The sequence below is a fragment of the Streptomyces pactum genome, assembly GCF_002005225.1.
GTDB classification, from domain to species: domain Bacteria; phylum Actinomycetota; class Actinomycetes; order Streptomycetales; family Streptomycetaceae; genus Streptomyces; species Streptomyces pactum_A.
Genome location: NZ_CP019724.1, coordinates 3,596,058 through 3,617,049, shown reverse-complemented (window position 1 = coordinate 3,617,049; position 20,992 = coordinate 3,596,058). Strand labels below are relative to the sequence as shown.

23 protein-coding genes and 1 pseudogene are annotated in these 20,992 nt (G+C 71.2%); 17 read left to right on the top strand and 7 right to left on the bottom strand.

The features are described from left to right. The first annotated feature begins 12 nt into the window (after nucleotides 1–12). The 8 genes from map to truA all read left to right on the top strand — a co-directional run bounded on the left by map (nucleotide 13) and on the right by truA (nucleotide 5,332). Nucleotides 13–849 carry a type I methionyl aminopeptidase gene (map, locus tag B1H29_RS14850; RefSeq protein WP_055418355.1) on the top strand — a complete coding sequence of 279 codons (837 nt, stop codon included), beginning with the start codon at nucleotides 13–15 and terminating at the stop codon, nucleotides 847–849. A 182-nt stretch (nucleotides 850–1,031) separates the two neighbouring features. Further along, entirely contained in the window at nucleotides 1,032–1,253 is a 222-nt protein-coding gene (infA, locus tag B1H29_RS14845) for a translation initiation factor IF-1 (RefSeq protein WP_004927214.1), read from the top strand. Nucleotides 1,254–1,321: 68 nt separating this feature from the next. Beyond that, on the top strand, nucleotides 1,322–1,435 hold the full coding sequence (rpmJ, locus tag B1H29_RS14840; RefSeq protein ID WP_003974245.1) for a 50S ribosomal protein L36: 114 nt from the start codon (nucleotides 1,322–1,324) through the stop codon (nucleotides 1,433–1,435). A 188-nt stretch (nucleotides 1,436–1,623) separates the two neighbouring features. Then, entirely contained in the window at nucleotides 1,624–2,004 is a 381-nt protein-coding gene (gene rpsM / locus B1H29_RS14835) for a 30S ribosomal protein S13 (RefSeq protein ID WP_003974244.1), read from the top strand. A 66-nt stretch (nucleotides 2,005–2,070) separates the two neighbouring features. Beyond that, nucleotides 2,071–2,475 (top strand): 30S ribosomal protein S11, encoded by a 405-nt coding sequence (rpsK, locus tag B1H29_RS14830; protein WP_003948617.1) that lies wholly within the window; start codon nucleotides 2,071–2,073, stop codon nucleotides 2,473–2,475. 142 nt (nucleotides 2,476–2,617) lie between these two features. Continuing rightward, nucleotides 2,618–3,640, top strand: coding sequence for a DNA-directed RNA polymerase subunit alpha (locus B1H29_RS14825; protein ID WP_003966937.1), 1,023 nt, complete (start codon nucleotides 2,618–2,620; stop codon nucleotides 3,638–3,640). Nucleotides 3,641–3,831: 191 nt separating this feature from the next. After that, nucleotides 3,832–4,338, top strand: coding sequence for a 50S ribosomal protein L17 (gene rplQ / locus B1H29_RS14820; RefSeq protein WP_055418354.1), 507 nt, complete (start codon nucleotides 3,832–3,834; stop codon nucleotides 4,336–4,338). 139 nt (nucleotides 4,339–4,477) lie between these two features. Then, nucleotides 4,478–5,332 (top strand): tRNA pseudouridine(38-40) synthase TruA, encoded by an 855-nt coding sequence (truA, locus tag B1H29_RS14815; protein WP_055418353.1) that lies wholly within the window; start codon nucleotides 4,478–4,480, stop codon nucleotides 5,330–5,332. Between the two features lie 46 nt (nucleotides 5,333–5,378). Here truA and B1H29_RS14810 read toward each other — a convergent pair whose 3' ends face one another. Beyond that, nucleotides 5,379–6,275: a hypothetical protein gene (locus B1H29_RS14810; RefSeq protein ID WP_055418352.1), complete on the bottom strand. Its 897-nt coding sequence runs from the start codon at nucleotides 6,273–6,275 to the stop codon at nucleotides 5,379–5,381. Between the two features lie 74 nt (nucleotides 6,276–6,349). On the opposite strand from B1H29_RS14810, the gene B1H29_RS14805 reads away from it, so the two are divergent. The 4 genes from B1H29_RS14805 to glmM all read left to right on the top strand — a co-directional run bounded on the left by B1H29_RS14805 (nucleotide 6,350) and on the right by glmM (nucleotide 10,403). After that, nucleotides 6,350–7,555 carry a glycosyltransferase 87 family protein gene (locus B1H29_RS14805; RefSeq protein WP_055418351.1) on the top strand — a complete coding sequence of 402 codons (1,206 nt, stop codon included), beginning with the start codon at nucleotides 6,350–6,352 and terminating at the stop codon, nucleotides 7,553–7,555. A 207-nt stretch (nucleotides 7,556–7,762) separates the two neighbouring features. Then, entirely contained in the window at nucleotides 7,763–8,206 is a 444-nt protein-coding gene (rplM, locus tag B1H29_RS14800) for a 50S ribosomal protein L13 (protein ID WP_003974239.1), read from the top strand. A gap of 42 nt (nucleotides 8,207–8,248) precedes the next feature. Next, entirely contained in the window at nucleotides 8,249–8,761 is a 513-nt protein-coding gene (gene rpsI, locus B1H29_RS14795) for a 30S ribosomal protein S9 (RefSeq protein WP_055418350.1), read from the top strand. Between the two features lie 283 nt (nucleotides 8,762–9,044). Then, nucleotides 9,045–10,403 (top strand): phosphoglucosamine mutase, encoded by a 1,359-nt coding sequence (glmM, locus tag B1H29_RS14790; RefSeq protein WP_055418349.1) that lies wholly within the window; start codon nucleotides 9,045–9,047, stop codon nucleotides 10,401–10,403. 377 nt (nucleotides 10,404–10,780) lie between these two features. On the opposite strand, the pseudogene B1H29_RS39330 reads toward glmM, so the two are convergent. After that, nucleotides 10,781–11,044 (bottom strand): annotated as a pseudogene (locus B1H29_RS39330) (DUF389 domain-containing protein); the annotation flags it as partial. Nucleotides 11,045–11,220: 176 nt separating this feature from the next. On the opposite strand from B1H29_RS39330, the gene B1H29_RS14780 reads away from it, so the two are divergent. Further along, on the top strand, nucleotides 11,221–11,715 hold the full coding sequence (locus B1H29_RS14780; RefSeq protein WP_055418347.1) for a hypothetical protein: 495 nt from the start codon (nucleotides 11,221–11,223) through the stop codon (nucleotides 11,713–11,715). A 19-nt stretch (nucleotides 11,716–11,734) separates the two neighbouring features. Here the strand turns inward: B1H29_RS14780 and coaA are convergent, their stop codons facing one another. After that, entirely contained in the window at nucleotides 11,735–12,724 is a 990-nt protein-coding gene (gene coaA / locus B1H29_RS14775; protein WP_055418346.1) for a type I pantothenate kinase, read from the bottom strand. A 195-nt stretch (nucleotides 12,725–12,919) separates the two neighbouring features. Here coaA and B1H29_RS14770 point away from each other — a divergent pair, with 195 nt between their 5' ends. After that, nucleotides 12,920–13,711: a hypothetical protein gene (locus B1H29_RS14770; protein ID WP_055418345.1), complete on the top strand. Its 792-nt coding sequence runs from the start codon at nucleotides 12,920–12,922 to the stop codon at nucleotides 13,709–13,711. 118 nt (nucleotides 13,712–13,829) lie between these two features. After that, complete coding sequence (gene glmS, locus B1H29_RS14765) at nucleotides 13,830–15,677, top strand: glutamine--fructose-6-phosphate transaminase (isomerizing) (protein WP_055418344.1); 1,848 nt, start codon at nucleotides 13,830–13,832, stop codon at nucleotides 15,675–15,677. On the opposite strand, the gene B1H29_RS14760 is transcribed toward glmS, so the two are convergent. After that, complete coding sequence (locus B1H29_RS14760; RefSeq protein ID WP_055418343.1) at nucleotides 15,638–15,859, bottom strand: DUF397 domain-containing protein; 222 nt, start codon at nucleotides 15,857–15,859, stop codon at nucleotides 15,638–15,640. The two genes, glmS and B1H29_RS14760, sit on opposite strands and share 40 nt — an antisense overlap. Before the next feature lie 7 nt (nucleotides 15,860–15,866). Next, entirely contained in the window at nucleotides 15,867–16,718 is an 852-nt protein-coding gene (locus B1H29_RS14755) for a helix-turn-helix domain-containing protein (protein ID WP_055418342.1), read from the bottom strand. Nucleotides 16,719–16,937: 219 nt separating this feature from the next. Between B1H29_RS14755 and B1H29_RS14750 the strand changes: the two genes are divergently transcribed. Then, nucleotides 16,938–17,360 carry an ATP-binding protein gene (locus tag B1H29_RS14750; RefSeq protein ID WP_055418341.1) on the top strand — a complete coding sequence of 141 codons (423 nt, stop codon included), beginning with the start codon at nucleotides 16,938–16,940 and terminating at the stop codon, nucleotides 17,358–17,360. 198 nt (nucleotides 17,361–17,558) lie between these two features. Here B1H29_RS14750 and B1H29_RS14740 read toward each other — a convergent pair whose 3' ends face one another. Beyond that, nucleotides 17,559–18,020 carry an ASCH domain-containing protein gene (locus B1H29_RS14740; protein ID WP_055418340.1) on the bottom strand — a complete coding sequence of 154 codons (462 nt, stop codon included), beginning with the start codon at nucleotides 18,018–18,020 and terminating at the stop codon, nucleotides 17,559–17,561. A 57-nt stretch (nucleotides 18,021–18,077) separates the two neighbouring features. Beyond that, nucleotides 18,078–19,631 (bottom strand): NAD(P)H-hydrate dehydratase, encoded by a 1,554-nt coding sequence (locus B1H29_RS14735; protein WP_055418339.1) that lies wholly within the window; start codon nucleotides 19,629–19,631, stop codon nucleotides 18,078–18,080. 167 nt (nucleotides 19,632–19,798) lie between these two features. Between B1H29_RS14735 and B1H29_RS14730 the strand changes: the two genes are divergently transcribed. Continuing rightward, nucleotides 19,799–20,977: a hypothetical protein gene (locus tag B1H29_RS14730; RefSeq protein ID WP_055418338.1), complete on the top strand. Its 1,179-nt coding sequence runs from the start codon at nucleotides 19,799–19,801 to the stop codon at nucleotides 20,975–20,977. The last annotated feature ends 15 nt before the right edge of the window (nucleotides 20,978–20,992 follow it).

Below are 20,992 nucleotides of genomic sequence, written 5' to 3'. Positions count from 1 at the left end.
GCCGCAGTCCCCATGGTGCAGATCAAGAGCCCCGAGCAGATCGCCAAGATGCGTGAGGCGGGGCTGGTCGTCGCCGCCATCCACGCGGCCACACGCGAGGCCGCCGTGCCCGGCGCCACGACCAAGGACCTGGACCAGGTCGCCCGCAAGGTGCTCACGGAGCACGACGCCAAGCCGAACTTCCTGGGCTACGGCGGCTTCCCGGCGACCATCTGCACCTCCGTGAACGAGGTCGTCGTCCACGGCATCCCGTCCGACGACGTCGTCCTCAAGGACGGCGACGTCATCTCCATCGACTGCGGCGCGATCATCGACGGCTGGCACGGCGACGCCGCGTACACCGCCTTCGTGGGCTCCGGACACGCCCCGGAGCTGGTCGAGCTCTCCCGGGTGACCGAGGAGTCGATGTGGGCGGGCATCGCGGCCATGAAGCAGGGCAACCGGCTGGTCGACGTCTCCCGGGCCATCGAGACGTACATCCGCCGCCAGCCCAAGCCCGGCGGCGGCAAGTACGGGATCATCGAGGACTACGGCGGCCACGGCATCGGCACCGAGATGCACATGGACCCGCACCTGCTGAACTACGTCGAGCGGCGGCGCGGCAAGGGCCCCAAGCTGGTCCCCGGCTTCTGCCTGGCCATCGAGCCGATGGTGTCCCTCGGCACGCCGCGCACGGAGGTCCTCGAGGACGACTGGACGGTCGTCACGACCGACGGCACCTGGTCCTCCCACTGGGAGCACTCCGTGGCCCTCACGGAGCAGGGCCCGCTGGTCCTGACGGCCCCCGACGGCGGCAGGGCGAAGCTGGCCGAGCTGGGCATCACGGCGGCGCCGGACCCGCTCGCGTGAGGGCTCTGTGCCGGGGTGGTCTCCGTCGCATAACGATCACCCCGGTGGGGCAGGCTACCTCGTTTCGCCTTTCCGGGTGTGCTGACGTAGACTGACTCGTCGGCTCTCGTGCACCCGCATGCCTGCATGCATTCGTGCGGCGCAGGGGAGTCGATCAAGGTAGTCGATTCGAAGGGCGAAGCGTGGCCAAGAAGCAAGGTGCCATCGAGATCGAGGGCACTGTCGTCGAGTCTCTTCCGAACGCCATGTTCAGGGTCGAGCTCCAGAACGGCCACCAGGTCCTGGCGCACATCAGCGGCAAGATGCGCATGCACTACATCCGCATCCTCCCTGACGACCGGGTCGTGGTGGAGCTGTCTCCGTACGACCTGACGCGTGGCCGGATCGTCTACCGGTACAAGTAGATCTTGCCCACGTTCCGCGTGCCTGTCGCGCGGGGCCGCCGGCAACTGACCCGGAGAACCTCACACCCATGAAGGTCAAGCCGAGCGTCAAGAAGATCTGCGACAAGTGCAGGGTGATCCGCCGTCACGGTCGGGTCATGGTCATCTGCGACAACCCGCGCCACAAGCAGCGCCAGGGCTGACGCACGACCGTTCCCTACGCGATTCGCAGGACTTCGCGCGACGCGAGCTGAACATGTTCATACGCAGGACCCGGGCGCCCAGGCGCTCGACACCCCCGGTTCGGAGGCCGGGGACCCGATCCGTACCTGATACGGCGGCCGGGGACCGGTCCTGTGGAAGACCTCCGAAGATCAACTGGAGCCATTGAATGGCACGCGTTTCCGGTGTTGACATCCCGCGCGAAAAGCGCGTGGAGATCGCCCTCACCTACGTGTTCGGCATCGGCCGGACTCTCTCGCAGCAGACGCTCGCTGCCACCGGCGTGGACCCGAACACCCGTGTTCGCGACCTCTCCGAGGAGCAGCTCGTCGCGATCCGCGAGTACGTCGACAACAACATCAAGACCGAGGGTGACCTCCGTCGCGAGGTCCAGGCCGACATCCGCCGCAAGGTCGAGATCGGTACCTACCAGGGTCTCCGTCACCGTCGCGGTCTGCCCGTCCGCGGTCAGCGCACCAGCACGAACGCCCGTACCCGCAAGGGCCCGCGTCGCGCCATCGCCGGCAAGAAGAAGCCGGGCAAGAAGTAGTCCGCAGCGGACTCGCCGTCCAGCGGTCTTCGCTGTAGGACCGACCACCTCCCGTAGGAGATATAGATGCCCCCCAAGGGTCGTCAGGGCGCTGCCAAGAAGGTGCGCCGCAAGGAAAAGAAGAACGTCGCTCACGGCCACGCGCACATCAAGAGCACGTTCAACAACACGATCGTGTCCATCACGGACCCGACCGGCAACGTGATCTCCTGGGCCTCCGCCGGCCACGTCGGCTTCAAGGGCTCCCGGAAGTCCACGCCGTTCGCCGCGCAGATGGCCGCCGAGTCGGCTGCCCGCCGCGCTCAGGAGCACGGCATGCGCAAGGTCGACGTCTTCGTCAAGGGCCCGGGTTCCGGTCGTGAGACCGCCATCCGCTCCCTGCAGGCGACCGGCCTCGAGGTCGGTTCGATCCAGGACGTCACCCCGACGCCGCACAACGGCTGCCGTCCGCCGAAGCGCCGTCGCGTCTGATCCGTCGCGTCCGGCCGGACGCGTCTGATCTCGCTTCACCAGGGTTTTCCGGGCGGTACGGCTCTTTCGGTCGTATCGCCCGTACCCTTGCAGTACTAGTCGGGCGTCAAATAGCGGGCGCCCCTGACTGAAGGATCACCACATGCTGATCGCTCAGCGTCCCTCGTTGACCGAAGAGGTCGTCGACGAGTTCCGCTCCCGGTTCGTCATCGAGCCGCTGGAGCCGGGCTTCGGTTACACCCTCGGCAACTCCCTGCGCCGTACGCTCCTCTCCTCGATCCCGGGTGCGGCGGTCACGTCCATCCGCATCGACGGTGTCCTGCACGAGTTCACCACCGTGCCGGGCGTCAAGGAGGACGTCACCGACCTGATCCTCAACATCAAGCAGCTCGTCGTGTCGTCCGAGCACGACGAGCCCGTTGTGATGTACCTGCGCAAGCAGGGCCCGGGTCTGGTCACCGCCGCCGACATCGCGCCTCCGGCCGGTGTCGAGGTGCACAACCCCGACCTCGTCCTCGCCACGCTCAACGGCAAGGGCAAGCTGGAGATGGAGCTGACCGTCGAGCGCGGTCGCGGCTACGTCTCCGCCGTGCAGAACAAGCAGGTCGGTCAGGAGATCGGGCGCATCCCGGTCGACTCGATCTACTCGCCGGTTCTCAAGGTCACGTACAAGGTCGAGGCCACGCGTGTCGAGCAGCGCACCGACTTCGACAAGCTGATCGTCGACGTCGAGACCAAGCAGGCCATGCGTCCGCGCGACGCCATGGCGTCGGCCGGCAAGACCCTGGTCGAGCTGTTCGGTCTCGCCCGTGAGCTGAACATCGACGCCGAGGGTATCGACATGGGTCCGTCCCCGACGGACGCCGCGCTCGCCGCCGATCTGGCACTGCCGATCGAGGAGCTTGAGCTCACCGTTCGGTCGTACAACTGCCTCAAGCGCGAGGGCATCCACTCCGTGGGTGAGCTCGTCGCCCGCTCCGAGGCGGACCTGCTCGACATCCGCAACTTCGGTGCGAAGTCGATCGACGAGGTCAAGGCCAAGCTCGCGGGTATGGGTCTGGCCCTGAAGGACTCGCCTCCCGGGTTCGACCCGACCGCCGCCGCGGACGCCTTCGGCGCCGACGACGACGCGGACGCGGGCTTCGTCGAGACCGAGCAGTACTGAGAGCTCGGTTCGTCGGTTCGTTCTCGGCTGCCGGCCGGCTGTGGCCGTTCGCGCAGTTCCCCGCGCCCCTTCGGGGCGCGGACCCTCCGGGGCGCTTGAGAAGGCGCCCCGGATCTCCGACGGGCGACCGCCCGCTCGGATACTGACTCCGGTACCTCATACGGCCGGGGCAGACACCTAGGAGAAACACCATGCCGAAGCCCACCAAGGGTGCCCGTCTGGGCGGCAGCGCCGCGCACGAGAAGCTGCTCCTCGCGAACCTCGCGAAGTCGCTCTTCGAGCACGGCAAGATCAAGACCACCGAGGCCAAGGCGCGCAAGCTGCGTCCGTACGCCGAGCGTCTGGTCACCAAGGCGAAGAAGGGCGACCTTCACAACCGCCGCCAGGTGCTCCAGGTGATCACGGACAAGAGCGTCGTGCACACGCTCTTCACCGAGATCGGCCCGCGCTACGAGAACCGTCCCGGTGGCTACACCCGGATCACCAAGGTCGGCAACCGCCGCGGCGACAACGCGCCCATGGCGGTCATCGAGCTGGTCGAGGCGCTGACCGTGGCGCAGGAGGCGACCGGCGAGGCCGAGGCCGCCACCAAGCGTGCCGCCAAGGACGCGGAGGGCTCCGCCGAGGTTTCCGAGGCCAAGGTCGACACGACCAAGGCCGACGACGAGGCTGCCGCCGAGGAGTCCAAGGACGCGTAAGCGTCTGCCGGGGGCTGTGCGATGGCGGCTGCGGCTTCGGCGTGGCTTGTCGCGCAGTTCCCCGCGCCCCTTGAGGGCGTTGCGGGTCCGCTCCTTTCGAGGGGCGGGCCCGCTTTTTCGTTGGTGAGAGGATCTCCGGGTGAGCGACGAAGTTGATGCCGGGTTCGTACGGGTGCGGCTGGACCTTTCCTACGACGGGGCCGGGTTCTCCGGCTGGGCCAAGCAGGCCGGCGGGCGGCGGACCGTGCAGGGCGAGATCGAGGACGCGCTGCGGACGGTCACGCGGTCCCGGGAGACGTACGAGCTGACCGTGGCGGGGCGGACGGATGCCGGTGTGCACGCCCGGGGCCAGGTCGCCCATGTAGACCTGCCGCGCGAGGTGTGGGCCGAGCACCACGTGCAACTGCTCAAGCGGCTCGCCGGGCGGCTGCCCAGGGACGTGCGGGTGTGGGCCCTCAGGGAGGCGCCCAGCGGATTCAACGCCCGGTTCTCCGCGATCTGGCGGCGCTACGCCTACCGGGTCACCGACAACCCGGGCGGGGTCGACCCGCTGCTGCGCGGCCACGTCCTGTGGCACGACTGGCCCCTCGACGTGGACGCCATGAACGAGGCCGCCCAAGGGCTGCTGGGCGAGCACGACTTCGCCGCCTACTGCAAGAAGCGGGAGGGGGCCACGACCATCCGGACCCTCCAGGAGCTGAGCCTGGTGCGCGGTGACGACGGCATCGTCACGGCCACCGTCCGGGCCGACGCCTTCTGCCACAACATGGTGCGCTCCCTCATCGGGGCCCTGCTGTTCGTCGGCGACGGGCACCGCGGGCCCGACTGGCCGGGGAAGGTGCTCGCCGCCGGCGTCCGGGACTCGGCCGTGCACGTCGTACGGCCGCACGGGCTGACGCTGGAGGAGGTCGGCTACCCGGCCGACGAGCTGCTGGCGGCCCGCAACAAGGAGGCCCGGAACAAGCGGTCCCTGCCCGGGGCCGGCTGCTGCTGACCGGAGCGGGACGCCGCCGGGCACCCCGCACACCGGCGGCGGGGGATCAGCCCTCCGCCGCCGCCGACGCCTGGGCCTCGCCGCGCCGGCGGATCTGCCGGAAGGCGAACTCGGCGAGGTCGTCGCCGGCCCGGAACACCTCCGTGGACTTCTCCGTGACGTCCTTGCCGTCGGTGAAGCCGGCGACGGTGAAGTAGGCGTAGCGGCCGTAGGAGTTGGTGGTGGAACGGCAGACGGCGCCGGTGCAGAAGGCCTTGACGCCGCCGCCGGACAGGGAGCGCACGATGCTCTTCTTGTCGGCCTGCTTCTTGGCCTTGACGGCCTGGGCCTCGGTGTCGAAGACGGCCACGCCGACCGTCACCGCGGTGTCGCCCTTGGTGTAGGTGACGCGGATCAGCCGGGTGCAGTCATTGGCGTCCAGGACCTTGGGCAGGGTGCCCTGGGCGGCGGAGCCGCAGGTGCGGGTGTCGGCCGTCGGGCCCTTCTTGTACACCGTGTCGCCCATGGTGAGCTGGGTGCCGGGGAAGAGCAGGTCGGGGCCGAGCGGGGCCTTGTCCTTCTCGGCGCTGGAGACGAAGTCCTTCGGGTCCAGCGGCGGCGGGGCGCTGGTCGGGGCGAAGGACGGCTCGGTGGTCGTGGCGCTGGGTATGTCCGCCGTCGCGGGGAGCTGCGAGGAGGGGCCGTCGGACGCCTGGCCGGAGCCGTTCGCCGAGACCACGGCCACGGCGACGGCACTGGCTATCGCCACGGTGGCCAGCGCGCCGCCACCGATGAAGAGCAGCCGGCGCCGCTTGGCTCGGGCCTCGGAGGCCTCGGCGAGAGCGGCCCAGTCCGGGGCGGCGCCCCCGTCACCACCGTTCCAGGGCTGCTGCGGCTGCTGCTGTTGCGATTGCGGTTTCCAGGGATCCCACTGCGACTGAGGTCCCCCCTGCCCAAAGCTCATGGGCCGCATCTTAGACGGGCCCGGTGGCGTGCTGGTGCGGCTGTGGAGGGGCGGCAGCGCCTAGCGTTCCGGTCATGCGGACGGGCAAAAACGACATCTCCGGGTGGTTGGTGCGACCGGCGAGCCGGCACGCGTGGGCGGTCCTCGTGGTGGTGCTGGCGGCGTCCGCGGTGCACGCGGGGCGTGTGACCTCGGACGGGGGGATGGACAACGCGATCGTCGTGCGGGCCGCCCGCACCTGGCTGGCCGGCGGCTCCCCGTACGACGATCCGCACTTCCTCTACCTCCCGAGCGCGGTGCTCGCCGCAGCCCCGCAGGCCCTGCTGCCTCCGGACGTGCTGCGGGTGCTGGTGCCGTGCGTGGTGACGGCCCTGCCGGCGCTGGGCTGGGCCTGTGCGCTGCGGCTGCACCGCGTGCCGCTCGGCAGCCGGCTGGCGGTCCTCGGGCTGATCGGGCTCGCGGTGGGCTTCGCGCCGTTCGGGCACCTGGTGCGCCTCGGCAACTGGACCGTGACGGCGGCGCCGGCCCTGCCGCTGGCCCTGCTGCTGGCGAGCCGGGGGCGGTGGACGACGGCGGGCGCCGTCATCGGCGCGGCCGTGGCGCTCAAGCCGCTGCTCGCGCCGGTCCTCCTGCTCTTCCTGTTCGCCGGGCGGTGGCGGGCGCTGGCGGCGGCCGCCCTGGTGCCCGCGCTGGCCTGTGGCGGGGCGGCGCTGCTGATGCCCGACCCGGCCGGCTTCTTCACCCGCACCCTGCCGTTCCTGCTGCACGGCGACGACGGCTTCGTCCGCCTCTACGAGGCCTCCCCGGCGGCCGTGCTGCCCCGGCTCGGGGTGCCGGGGGCGCTCGCCCAGGGGCTCGCGGTGGCGGCGGCCGGGGCCGGGGTGCTGTGCGCGTACGTCCGCTGGCGCCGTGCCGACCCGGGGCCGCCGCGGTTCGCGGAGACCGGGGCGGGCCTGATGCTCTCGGCCTTCCTCGTCTCCCGGCCCTCCTACGACCACTACCTCCTGGTCGTCCTGCCGCTGCTGCTCGCCGGGCTGCCGTACGCCGGCTCGGTGGCCCGGGGGCCCTGGTTCTGGATCGCGCTGGTGCCCCAGGCGCCGGGGCTGACCTGGCCCTGGCTGGAGTCGGAGCGGCGGCGGGCCTTCAAGGACGCGTTCACGCTGTGCGTGCTGGCGGCGACGGTCGCGCGGCGGGCCCGGGCCGGTGCGGCGGCCCCCGGCGACCACGCGCGCGCGAGGCCCGGGCCGGAGCCGGAGCCCGCCCCGGCGACTCCGTTTTGACCCGGCTATGGGGCCCCGGGTATTCTGCACAGTCGTATGTGTATTGGCTTGCTCATTCTCACGTGAGGGGCCCTTACACCGGTCCACCGGGACCGATGACCAGCGACCTGCACGCGGTTTGCGTCACCGCGGTGCGGTCACGGCTGTCGTGATCGTCTTCGGTGACCATGTCAGGACCACTCACTGAAGAAGCGAAGGCTACGAACCGTGCGTACGTACAGCCCCAAGCCCGGCGATGTGACGCGCCAGTGGCACGTCATCGACGCTCAGGACGTCGTCCTGGGTCGTCTGGCCACCACTGCGGCCTCCATCCTGCGCGGCAAGCACAAGCCGATCTACGCGCCCCACGTCGACACCGGTGACTTCGTCATCATCATCAACGCCGACAAGGTGCACCTCTCCGGCAACAAGCGGACCCAGAAGATGGCGTACCGCCACTCCGGCTACCCGGGCGGTCTCCGCTCGGTGCGCTACGACGAGCTGCTGGACAAGAACCCCGAGAAGGCCGTCGAGAAGGCCATCAAGGGCATGCTCCCCAAGAACTCCCTGGGCCGTCAGATGCTCTCGAAGCTGAAGGTCTACAAGGGTGACCAGCACCCGCACGGCGCGCAGCAGCCGCAGCCGTTCGAGATCACCCAGGTCGCGCAGTAGTTCCGGCCACCCCCTAAGACTGAAGAGAATCTGAGGAGCATCGTGGCCGAGACCACTGCCGAGCAGCCGCTCGAAGAGATCGACATCGACAGCTACACCACCGAGTCCGAGGTGCCCGTCGAGGGCGAGTACACCTCGGAGTCCATGGCCTCCGCCTTCGGCGAGCCCCAGCCGGCCGCCGGCCTGGGCCGTCGCAAGAACGCCATCGCCCGTGTCCGGATCGTCCCGGGCACCGGCAAGTGGAAGATCAACGGCCGCACCCTCGAGGACTACTTCCCGAACAAGGTGCACCAGCAGGAAGTCAACGAGCCCTTCAAGGTGCTCGAGCTCGAGGGCCGCTACGACGTCATCGCCCGCATCGCCGGTGGCGGCGTCTCCGGCCAGGCCGGTGCGCTCCGTCTCGGTGTCGCCCGCGCCCTGAACGAGGCCGACGTCGACAACAACCGCGGCGCCCTCAAGAAGGCCGGCTTCCTGCGCCGCGACGACCGTGCGGTCGAGCGCAAGAAGGCCGGTCTGAAGAAGGCCCGCAAGGCTCCGCAGTACAGCAAGCGCTAAGCTTCGCTGCCTGCACGTACGTATGGCGGGCTGTTCGGCCCGCTCGAACGTACTCCGAACGCCCCGGCGGCACGCCACTGTGCTGCCGGGGCGTTCGTCTATCCCCGTCGTTGGGCGTATAACGGCACAAGACGTTCAGTAGCTCAGACGTTCAAAAGCTCAAAGGCTTGTGTGATCGGATGGCCGGATGGTGCGTTGCGACGCGTGTCCGTGACCACGGGAGCCGACTGCGTGGGCCGCACCGGCAGCCGCTTCCGGAATTGACGTTTCCTCAGGAGGACAAGTGGGACGACTCTTCGGCACGGACGGCGTGCGCGGTGTCGCCAACGCGGATCTGACGGCCGAGCTGGCGCTCGGCCTCTCCGTCGCCGCGGCGCACGTACTGGCCGAGGCGGGCACCTTCGCCGGGCACCGGGCGACCGCGGTGGTCGGACGGGACCCGCGCGCCTCCGGGGAGTTCCTGGAGGCCGCCGTGGTCGCGGGCCTGGCCAGCGCCGGCGTGGACGTGCTGCGGGTCGGCGTGCTGCCGACGCCCGCGGTGGCCCACCTCACCGGCGCCCTCGGCGCCGACCTCGGCGTGATGCTCTCCGCCAGCCACAACGCCATGCCCGACAACGGCATCAAGTTCTTCGCCCGCGGCGGCCACAAGCTCGCCGACGAGCTGGAGGACCGCATCGAGTCCGTCTACGCGGAGCACCGCACCGGCGCCCCCTGGGACCGCCCGACCGGCGCCGGCGTGGGCCGGGTGCGGGACTACGACCAGGGGCTCGACCAGTACGTCGCCCACCTCGTCGGCGTCCTCCCGAACCGGCTGGACGGGCTGAAGATCGTCCTCGACGAGGCGCACGGCGCGGCCTCCCGGGTCTCGCCGGAGGCGTTCGCGCGGGCCGGCGCCGAGCTGGTCACCATCGGCGCGGTGCCGGACGGCCTCAACATCAACGACGGCTGCGGCTCCACCCATCTCGACCTGCTCAAGGCCGCCGTCGTCGAGCACGGCGCCGACCTGGGCATCGCCCACGACGGCGACGCCGACCGCTGCCTGGCCGTGGACCACACCGGCGCGGAGGTGGACGGCGACCAGATCCTGGCCGTGCTCGCGCTGGCGATGCGGGAGCGGGACGCGCTGCGCTCGGACACGGTCGTCGCGACCGTCATGTCCAACCTGGGCTTCAAGCTCGCCATGGAGCGCGAGGGCATCCGGTTCGCACAGACCGGGGTCGGTGACCGGTACGTCCTGGAGGAGATGAAGGAGCACGGCTACGCCCTCGGCGGCGAGCAGTCCGGCCACGTCATCATCCTCGACCACGCCACCACCGGCGACGGCACGCTGACCGGCCTGATGCTGGCGGCACGGGTCGCGCAGACCGGCCGTACACTCCGGGACCTCGCGTCCGTCATGGAGCGGCTGCCGCAGGTGCTGATCAACGTGCCGGACGTGGACAAGTCCCGGGTGACGACCTCCGCGGAGCTGGCGACCGCCGTCGCGGAGGCCGAGCGGGAGCTGGGCAGCACCGGGCGGGTGCTGCTGCGGCCCTCGGGGACCGAGCCGCTGGTGCGGGTGATGGTCGAGGCGGCGGATATCGAGCAGGCTCGGTCGGTCGCCGGGCGGCTGGCCGATTCGGTGAAGTCCTCGCTGGGGTAGTTCCGCGGTGCCGGGCCGGGGGTGGGGCTCCTGTGTCGTCGCGGGCCGGGGGGTGGGGCTCCTGTGTCGTCGCGGGCCGCGGCGCCGTCGTGGCCGGTCGCGCCCACGCGGCGGAGCCGCATATCAGCGGAGCCCCGCGCCCCGGGGGCGTCCCTGCCCGGCGCTTGCGCAGTGACGTGCCGTCAGGCGCCCTCCGGCTTTCTGAGTCGCCCCCGTTGAGTCGCCCACAGAGCCTTCTGGGCGAGCAGCGTCAGAGGGCCGGCCAGGATGATGCCCCCCCAGGTTCAGCAGGAGCTGCTCGCCGAGCCCACCGTCTGCTTGGTGTCGCCGAAGCTCAGAGCACGCGGCGGCGGTGCCGTCGGGTTCGAACCGCCGTACTCCGCCTCGTCGGCGTGCTCGGACAGCGACAGGTCGATGCTCTCGGCGGTGATGGCGCCGCTGCGGTCGATGCCCAATGCCCTCAGGCGGCTGATGAGTTCGTCACCCGCCTCGCGGGCCACGTCGCACATGACGACGTCGCCCTCGGGATCGCGTGCGCACCCCGGCAGGACGACCAGGTGGGTGGTGCCGACCGTCCGGCCGATCAGGTGGACCACCTCGTCGGTCCGGTCGGCCGGGGTGATCAGGCGCAGGTGCAGCATGGCGGCAGCGTAGCCGTGCGGGGTCCGGTGGACCGGGACGGCAGGAGCGTCCCGGGCGCCATCGGTCCGTGATCACCATGAGACCTGCGAGCACTACTGTTCAGGGCGCATTGGCCGAGGTGAGAGGGGTTCTGGTGAGGTGCCGGAGTCGTGAGCGGGCTCGGACGGCGCTGTCGGTGGCGCTCGTCTGGGCGGGGATGGGCGGCACGGCCGCAGCCGGGACCGGCGCCACTCTGCCGTGGGACGGGGGCCGTTCGGTGACGGCCGTGGCGGTGGCCCGGCAGGCGGCCGCGCAGGAGTTGGCGGTCTGGGACGCACGGCGGGCGGCGGCCTACCGGGAGGCCGTACGGAAGGCCGTGGCCCGGGCGCAGGAGTGGCAGGCGGCGGCGGTGCGCGCGGATTCCGGCGCGACGTCCGCGCAGGCGGAGGCGCAGGGCGGCGGCGCGGCGCGGGAGGCCACGCCGGACGTGCCGGCGGTGGGCGGCTCCACCGCGGGCGGCGGATCGGCGCCGTCGGCGGGATCGGGCGTGGGCGCCAGGATCGGAGAGGCGCTCGAGACGCCCCACCCGCGCCCCGAGAGCGAGGCCGGGACGGACCCGGAGCACCGGCAGGCGGTGGAGGACTCCTTCACCGACCCGGTCAAGGAGCTCACCTACAGCCCCGCCCCCTGACCGGCACGGCCGGTCGGCGTCACAGCTTGCGCAGACTCAGCCGCTGCACCTTGTGATCGGGCCCCTTGCGCAGGATCAGGGTGGCCCGGCCCCGGGTGGGGGCCACGTTCTCCACCAGGTTGGGCTTGTTGATGGTGCGCCAGGTGGTGCGGGCGTAGTCGAGGGCCTCCTCCTCCGACACCTGGGTGTACTTGCGGAAGTACGAGGACGGGTTCTGGAACGCGGTCTCGCGCAGCTTGCGGAAGCGGCTGAGGTACCAGTGCTCGATGTCCTCGGTGCGGGCGTCGACGTACACGCTGAAGTCGAAGTAGTCGGCGAGACCGACCCTGGTGCGGCCGTCCTTGCCGGGCAGCGCGGGCTGGAGCACGTTGAGGCCCTCGACGATCAGGATGTCGGGGCGGCGCACGACGAGCTTCTGGTCCGGGACGATGTCGTAGATGAGGTGGGAGTAGACCGGGGCGGTCACCTCGCCCTTGCCCGCCTTGATGTCGGCGACGAAGCGGGTCAGGGCCCGGCGGTCGTACGACTCGGGGAAGCCCTTGCGGGACATCAGGCCGCGGGTCTGGAGCTCCTTGGTGGGCAGCAGGAAGCCGTCGGTGGTGACCAGCTCGACGCGCGGGTGCTCGGGCCAGCGGGACAGCAGTGCCTGGAGCAGCCGGGCGACGGTGGACTTGCCGACCGCGACCGACCCGGCGACCCCTATGACGAAGGGGGTGCCGGACTGCGAGCCCTGTTCACCGAGGAAGGTGTTCAGCGCGCCGCGCAGTCCGTCGGTGGCGCCGACGTAGAGGTTGAGGAGCCGGGACAGCGGGAGGTAGATGTCCCGCACCTCGTCGAGGTCGATGACGTCGCCGAGGCCGCGCAGCTTCTCGACCTCCTCGGCGGTGAGGGACAGCGGCGTCTTGTCGCGCAGCGCGCTCCACTCGGGGCGGGTGAGGTCGACGTAGGGAGACGCCTCCGGCCGCTGCCGGTGGGCGCTCCGGGGTATCGAGGGGACCGGAGAGATCACAGTCCATTGTTAACGGAGTTCGAACGGGGTGGCAGGTGGGCTGTGTCACGCCCGCCCGCTCCAGGCGGCTGATGATCACGTCGGTGTCACGGTCGGGTACCGGGTGGCGCAAGGCTGATCATCTGTCAATCGGCTGTGAATACAGTGCTCGCACATACGTGCGGAGCCTCCGCCGTCTGGAAGAGAGAGTCCAACGTGAGACAGACCGCCGTCCGCCGCACCGCCCTCGCGGCCTCCGCCGCCGCCCTCACCCTCCTCGTCACCGCCTGCGGCGGCTCGTCCGACGACGACGGCGGGAAGACCGGCGACGACAAGGCCAAGGGTGGTGCGACCGGCTCGGCGGCCCCCGCGGCCGCCAAGGCGCTCACCGCCGCCGAGCTGGAGAAGGCCGCCTTGGCGCAGGCGGACGTCGACAACGGCAAGGTCACCAAGACGTCCGCGACGGACGACGTGAGCAAGGACAAGGTGAAGGGCGGCGACAAGGCCTGTGAGCCGCTCGCCCTCGCCGAGACCGGCGTCCCCCTGGGGGAGCCGGCGGCGACCGCGAAGCGGAGCTGGACCGAGGGCCCGAAGAAGCCGGCCGGTGGCGAGGTCACCGAGGAGTCCATCGGTGCCGCCTTCGACCTGGACAAGGCCCTGGTGACGCTGGCCACCTACGAGGACGGCGGAGCCGAGGCGGTCCTCAAGGACGTGAAGGAGGCCGCGGGCAAGTGTGCCGGAGGCTTCACCTTCACCGCGGTCGGTGAGACGGCCAGGATCGCCAAGGTGGCCGAGAACGAGGCGCCGGGCGGCGCCGACGAGGCGGTCGCGATGACGTTGACGATGGTCGGCGACGACGGCGACGAGTTCCCGGTCAAGGTGGTCGTCACCCGCAAGGGCTCCACCGTCGCCTCCTTCACCGTCCTGAACCTGGCCGCCGCCGGCACCGGCAAGGACTTCCCCTTCCCCACGGAGATCAGCGACGCCCAGCTCGCCAAGCTCGGCTGAGTCCGCCGTTCGTGATCCCCTGAGATTCCCACCGGGACGTTCGTACCCCGGTGGGAATTTCCGATTTCGGGCACGGGAAGGCCGGTTAACGACCGAATCTGATCGTAGGCTGCCCGTCATGTGCGGAATCGTGGGATACGTGGGATCTCAGTCGGCGCTCGACGTCGTGATGGCCGGGCTGAAGCGGCTCGAGTACCGGGGGTACGACTCGGCGGGCGTCGCCGTACTGGCGGACGGCGGCCTCGCCACCGCCAAGCGCGCCGGGAAACTGGTCAACCTGGACAAGGAACTGGCCGAACGGCCACTGCCGGCCGCCGTGACCGGAATCGGCCACACCCGTTGGGCCACACACGGCGGCCCGACCGACGCCAACGCCCACCCGCACCTCGACAACGCGGGCCGGGTGGCCGTGGTCCACAACGGCATCATCGAGAACTTCGCTCCCCTGCGCGCCGAACTGGCGGAGCGCGGCCACGAGCTGACCTCCGAGACCGACACCGAGGTCGTCGCCCACCTGCTCGCCGAGGAGTTCTCCGCCTGCGCGGACCTCGCCGAGGCGATGCGGCTGGTGTGCCGGCGCCTGGAGGGCGCGTTCACGCTGGTCGCGGTGCACGCGGACGCGCCGGACGTGGTCGTGGGCGCGCGCCGCAACTCGCCGCTCGTGGTGGGCGTGGGGGAGGGCGAGGCCTTCCTCGCCTCGGACGTGGCGGCCTTCATCGCCCACACCCGGGACGCCGTCGAGCTGGGCCAGGACCAGGTCGTCGAGCTGCGCCCGGGCGGCGTCACGGTCACCGGCTTCGACGGCGCTCCGGCCGACGTCCGCTCCTACCACGTCGACTGGGACGCCTCGGCCGCAGAGAAGGGCGGCTACGCCTCCTTCATGCTCAAGGAGATCGCCGAGCAGCCGAAGGCGATCGCCGACACCCTGCTGGGCCGCGTCGACGGCTCCGGGACGCTGAGCCTGGACGAGGTGCGCATCCCCACGGCGGTGCTCCGGGAGGTCGACAAGGTCGTCGTCGTCGCGTGCGGCACGGCCTACCACGCCGGGCTGATCGCCAAGTACGCCATCGAGCACTGGACGCGGATTCCCTGCGAGGTGGAGCTGGCCAGCGAGTTCCGCTACCGCGACCCGATCCTCGACCAGCAGACCCTGGTCGTCGCGATCTCCCAGTCCGGCGAGACCATGGACACCCTCATGGCCCTGCGCCACGCCCGCGAGCAGGGCGCGAAGGTGCTCGCCATCTGCAACACCAACGGCTCGACGATCCCCCGCGAGTCCGACGCGGTCCTCTACACGCACGCCGGCCCCGAGGTCGCCGTCGCCTCCACCAAGGCCTTCCTCACCCAGTTGGTCGCCTGCTACCTCGTCGCCCTCTACCTCGGCCAGGTGCGCGGCACGAAGTACGGCGACGAGATCCGCGACGTCGTGCGCGACCTGTCCCGGATCTCCGGCGCGGTCGAGCAGGTCCTGGAGACGATGGAGCCCGTACGGGAGCTGGCGCGCTCCCTCGCCCACAAGGACACGGTGCTCTTCCTGGGCCGGCACGTCGGCCACCCGGTCGCCCTCGAAGGCGCCCTCAAGCTCAAGGAGCTGGCGTACATGCACGCCGAGGGCTTCGCGGCGGGCGAGCTGAAGCACGGGCCGATCGCGCTGATCGAGGAGGACCTGCCGGTCGTGGTCGTGGTGCCGTCCCCGCGCGGGCGCTCCGTGCTCCACGACAAGATCGTGTCCAACATCCAGGAGATCCGGGCGCGCGGCGCCCGCACCGTCGTCATCGCCGAGGAGGGCGACGAGGCGGTCGTCCCCTACGCCGACCACCTCGTACGCGTCCCGGCCACCCCGACGCTGCTCCAGCCGCTGGTGGCGACGGTCCCGCTCCAGGTCTTCGCCTGCGAGCTGGCGACGGCCCGGGGCAACGAGGTGGATCAGCCCCGGAACCTGGCGAAGTCGGTGACGGTGGAGTGAGCGGGCTTCAGGGCGTCGATGAAGGTGGCGAAGGCGCCGGCCGGGAAGGTGAGGGTGGCCCTGGCCGGAGTCTTGGAGTCGCGGACGGCGACGTGGGCGGGGGAGCTGGCTATCTCCACACAGGAGTTGCCGTCACCGGCGCCGGAGTAGGAGGACTTGCGCCAGTTGTCGGGGGTGATCACGGAGAGCTCACGCTTCCTTGGCCAGGCTGTGGATGAAGTCACGCGAACGCGTTGGGTCCAGCGATGCGGCTTCCAGTCTATGTAGGAGTGTCCGGAGCACGCTGAGCTGTGCGTCGGAATCGATGAGGACTGCGGTGTGAGGTGTGTCGCCAACGGCTGTGTCGAGTCTCGGCACGAGACCACCAGCCAGCATCATCGGCGTCCAGGATCCGCCGAAGCCCTCCAGATCGAAGGGGATGACCCGCACGGTGATGTTCTTTGACCCGGAGCGTTCGAGGAGGTCGGCGAGTTGGGCTCGCAGGGTGGCACGGTTGCCCACCCGGATGCGCAGTGCCGCCTCGTGGATGATCGCTTCGTACGGTGTGGGCTTGTCGCCGTCGAGGATCACTTTCCGCTGCATCCGGTGTCGGACACGCAACTCCAAGTCCTCACCGGGTAGTTCGGGGATCCTGTCGGTGTAGATGGCGCGGGCGTAGTCCTCCGTCTGCAGAGGGCCGGGGATGTAGAGGAACTGGGCCTCCCGTAGGAACGTGGCGTGGTGCTCCAGTTCGGCGAGGTCGAGGAACGGCGTGGGCAGCAATCCCCGGTACTCCTCCCACCAGCCGCGCGTTCGATCGGTCGCCATGGCTACCAAGGCGTCGATGAGTGCCTGGTCCGTGCAGGCGTAGTTGCCGGCGAGCCGGCGCAGACGCTTCTCACTGACCCCGGCGAGGCCCATCTCGATCTGGCTGATCTGGGCGGAGCTCACTCCGAGCAGCGTCGCCGCCTCCCGGGTCGCGAGCCCTGCGGAATCGCGGAGTCTGCGCAGCTCGACTGCCAGGCGCATCTGGCGTGCCGTTGGTTCGCGCCGCAGTGCCATCCATCGCTCCCCTCAATGCGCCTGTAGGCGCGACTCGTTCGGAGTCAGATTACGCGAGCGGCTTGCGAGACTTAATCCGTTAGACCTACCGTCAGTGACGCATCGCACACTGTGTGAGGTCCCAGGGTGCCGGAAGTGCACCGCTCCGCCCTGCGCGGCGGACGCGGCAGTGACACCGGCCGCTGCCTTCAACCACCCCTGTCGAAGAGGAGTTGCCGCATGCCCGAAACCGACCCGTGGGAGTACTCCCTCTACATCCCGAACGACGCCCGCGCCGTCACCGTCTGCCGCCGTACCCTCCGCCTCATCCTCACGATGCACGGCCTGATCGGCATGGTCGACGTGGCGGAACTGCTCGCCACGGAGCTGGTGTCGAACGCCGTACGGCACACCAAGGGGCCGGCCGCCCTGCGGGTGCGCTGGTCGGGCAACGGCGTGCTGCGGATCGGCGCGTGGGACGCGGACCCGACGCCGCCGGAGCCTCCGCTCCCCTTCGAACGGGGCCTGGGCGCCGAGGAGGGGCGGGGTCTGGCCCTGGTGCGGGCCTGCGCCGACGTGTGGGGCTGGCAGCCGCTGGCCAGGGAGGGCAACCGGGGCAAGTACGTCTGGTGCGAACTGGGCACCGCCGCGCGGGCGGCGTGAACGTCTCGTCGCGAGGTCCTCGCGCCGATCTTCGAGGCGTTGGGCATGACGCCGCCCGTCAAGGCGGGGACCGAGCGTTCGACGAACCCACAGCCAAGTACTGGTCGGAACTGCTGGAAGTGGGCCTGGAGGACACTCCGGCCCGAGACACGTGGAGGGAGCCGGACGAGCCGCATGGGGAGCGCGGCTCGGAGTGAGTCACCCGTCGGCCGAGTGCACCACGGTGACCAGGCGGAAGCGTTGCAGGACCGCCGGGGTCGCGTCGTCCACGGTGAAGCCCGGGTCGTTCAGGGCCGCGCGCATCTCCTCGCTGTGCCAGAACCGTTCGTGGCCCGTCCGCCACTCGGCCACGCTCGTGTACCCCTCGCCCTCGTCCACCGCGTGGGCGAGGTCCACCTCGGCCAGCGGAACGACGCGCACGTCGGTCACCTCGATGACGGCGACCGGACGGTCGTGGGAGTCGACGACCACCTCGCGGCTCCCGGCTTCCGGCAGTGGCTCGCCCTCGTGCTCGTAGTCGACGACGAGGCCGGTCGTCGACGTCTTGGAGCCGTCGAGGATCGCCGCGACGAGCTGGTCGCGCAGGGGACCGGGGAAGGCGAACTCGGCCCTGGGCAGCGCGGCGAGGTCCGTGGGCGCCGAGGCGGGTTCAGGTGTCATGCGATCACCGTAACGACCCGGCGCCCTACGGAACCGGCGCTCCACGAAACACCCCGCTCAACTCGCCCGAGCCACATCCCGCCACGCCCGCGGAATCGCCCCCGCGACATCGTGCGCCCCCACCGGCGCACCCTCCGCCGCGAACCGCCCCGCCAGTCCGTGCAGGTACGCCCCCGCGCTCCCCGCGTCCCGCGCCGACAGCCCCGCCGCCAGCAGTGACCCCGCCAGCCCGGACAGCACGTCCCCGCTCCCGGCCGTGGCGAGCCACGACGTCCCCGTCGCGTTGACCCGTACCGGGCCTCCCTCCGCCCCGGCCACCACCGTCGTCGAGCCCTTCAGCAGCACCGTCGCCCCGTACCGCGCCGCCAGCTCCCGCGCCGAGGCCAGCCGTGCCCCCTCGACCTCCTCCCGGCTCACCCCGAGCAGTGCCGCCGCCTCCCCGGCGTGCGGCGTCATCAGCGTCGGCGCCGTACGCCCCCGCACCGCCGCGGCGTCGGCCAGCCGCAGCCCGTCCGCGTCGATCAGCACCGGCACCTCCGCGGCCAGCACCTCCGCAACGGTCCCGGCGTCGTCCCCGGCCCCCGGCCCGACGACCCACGCCTGCACCCGCCCCGCCCGCTTCGGCCCCTGGTCGGACACGAGCGTCTCCGGGTAGCGGGCGATCACCGCGTCCCCGGCCGGACCGACGTACCGCACCGCCCCCGCACCGCCCCGCAGCGCCCCGGCGACGGCGAGCACGGCCGCGCCCGGATAGCGGGCCGACCCGGCGGCGATGCCGACGACCCCCCGCCGGTACTTGTCGCTCTCCGCGCCCGGTACCGGCAGCAGCCGCGCCACGTCCGCGTGCTGCAACGCCTCCAGCTCGGCCGCGTCGTTCGGCAGCGGCAGCCCGATGTCCACCAGCCGCACAGTCCCCGCGTACTCCCGCGCCGGATCGACCAGCAGCCCCGGTTTGTGCGCCCCGAACGTCACCGTCAGGTCGGCCCGCACGGCCGTCCCGCGCACCTGCCCGGTGTCCGCGTCCACGCCGCTCGGCAGGTCGACGGCGACGACGGCGGCCCGCGACCGGGCGGCCGCGTCGGCGAGCGGTACCGCCTCCTCCCGCAGTCCGCCCTTGCCGCCGATCCCGACGATGCCGTCCACGACGAGGTCGGCCCGCGCGATCACTCCCTCGGCGGACCCGGACCCGGACGCCGACGCCGACGCCGACGCCGCTGCGGACCCGGACCCGGACCCGGACGCCGACCCCGCTTCGGAACCGGAACCGGAGCCGGAACCGGACCCGGACTCCACGACCCGTCCCCCCGCCCGCCGCAACGCCGCCAGCCCCCCGCCGTGCGCGCGCTCCGGCGTGAGCAGCACCGCCGTCACGCCCGCCCCGCGCCGGGCCAGCCGCGCCCCGGCGTACAGGGCGTCGCCGCCGTTGTCGCCGCTTCCGACCAGCAGCACCACCCGGCTTCCGTAGACCCGTCCGGCCACCCGCCCGAGCACCTCGGCGCAGGCGGCGGCGAGTCTGGCCGCGGCCCGCTGCATCAACGCCCCCTCCGGGAGCCGTGCCATCAGCTCCCGTTCGGCGTTCCTGACCATCTCCACGCTGTACGCAGTCCGCATGCCGTCGAGTCTTCCCCGTACGGCGTGAACGTTCACGACCCCGTTGCCCCGCGCTGCCCATTGACGCTCCCACGCCCCGTTGCCACACTCCCCATCCCCACACGATGAATCGATTCAGTCGAATGCCTCGTTCGACTTGATCGGCTCGACGAGAGGACGAACCCCCCATGGGACGCAGATCCGCTCTCCTCGCCACCGCGGGCGCCGTCGCCCTCCTCACCACGGCCGGCACCCTCACCACCCCGGCCCCCGCCACCGCGACGACCACCGCCTCCGCCCCCACCCGCACCGCCGCCGCCTGCGGTGAGGGCTCGTACCAGGCGGAGGCGGTCCGCAGCGGCGGCACCTGGACCGCCCGTCGCGGCGGCACCGTCGTTCACACCGGCGGCGACATGCGTGCCGCCGTCCAGGCGGCGGTGAACAGCCTGACCGCCGGACGCACCGCCAAGGAAAGGGTCGTCGTCCGCGGCTCCGGCACCGTCTCCGCGGGCTCGCGCATCTCGCTGCCGAGCTACACGGTCCTCGACGTCTGCGGCACCATCGACGTCACCGGCAGCGGCTCCGGCGACCAGGCGCCGGTCTACTCCCGCGGCACCCGGGACGTGGAGGTCCAGCACCTCAACGTCACCGGCCGCCCGCTCTACGGCATCTTCATGCGCAACGTCCACAACGTCGTCCTCGGCCGGATCGACATGCGCCTCTCCTCCGGCCTCGGCGTACGGATCGACAACCGCGGCGACACCAGCCAGTGGACCCGCAACGTCCGTATCGACGACGTCTACGTCTCCGGCGCCTCCAGCCACGCCGTGGAGACCTACGGCGTGGACGGCATCACCATCGGCACGGTCACCGCCCGGAACGTGGGCGAGTCGGGCCTGCTCCTCAACCAGACGATCAACGCCACCGTCACCAGGGTCGACGCGGACGGCGCGGGCACCGGCACCGGCTACGCCGCCTTCCGCATGGCCAACCGCAACGGCCGGATCGGCAGCGGCTATCCGACCAACATCCGGGTCGGCGAGGTGATCGCGCGCGGTGGCGGGCGGGGCGTCTTCTGCGTCTCGGAGAGCGGCGGCGCGGTCATCGACCGGGTGAACATCTCGGACACCGGCAACAACTCGGTCCTGATCGAGAACTGCCACAACGTCACCCTCGCCGCCCACAGCGGCAGCGTCACGGGCGGCGGCGGGATACGGCTCGCGGCCCGCTCCGAGTTCGCCAACAACTCGGACATCACCGTCCAGAACCTGACGGTGACGAACACCTCCGTCCGCGAGAGCCCCTGCGGCACGAACACGACGTTCCGCAACATCACCCTGGTGAACAGCAGCCAGTCGGTCTGCTGAGCCCCCGCACGGCCG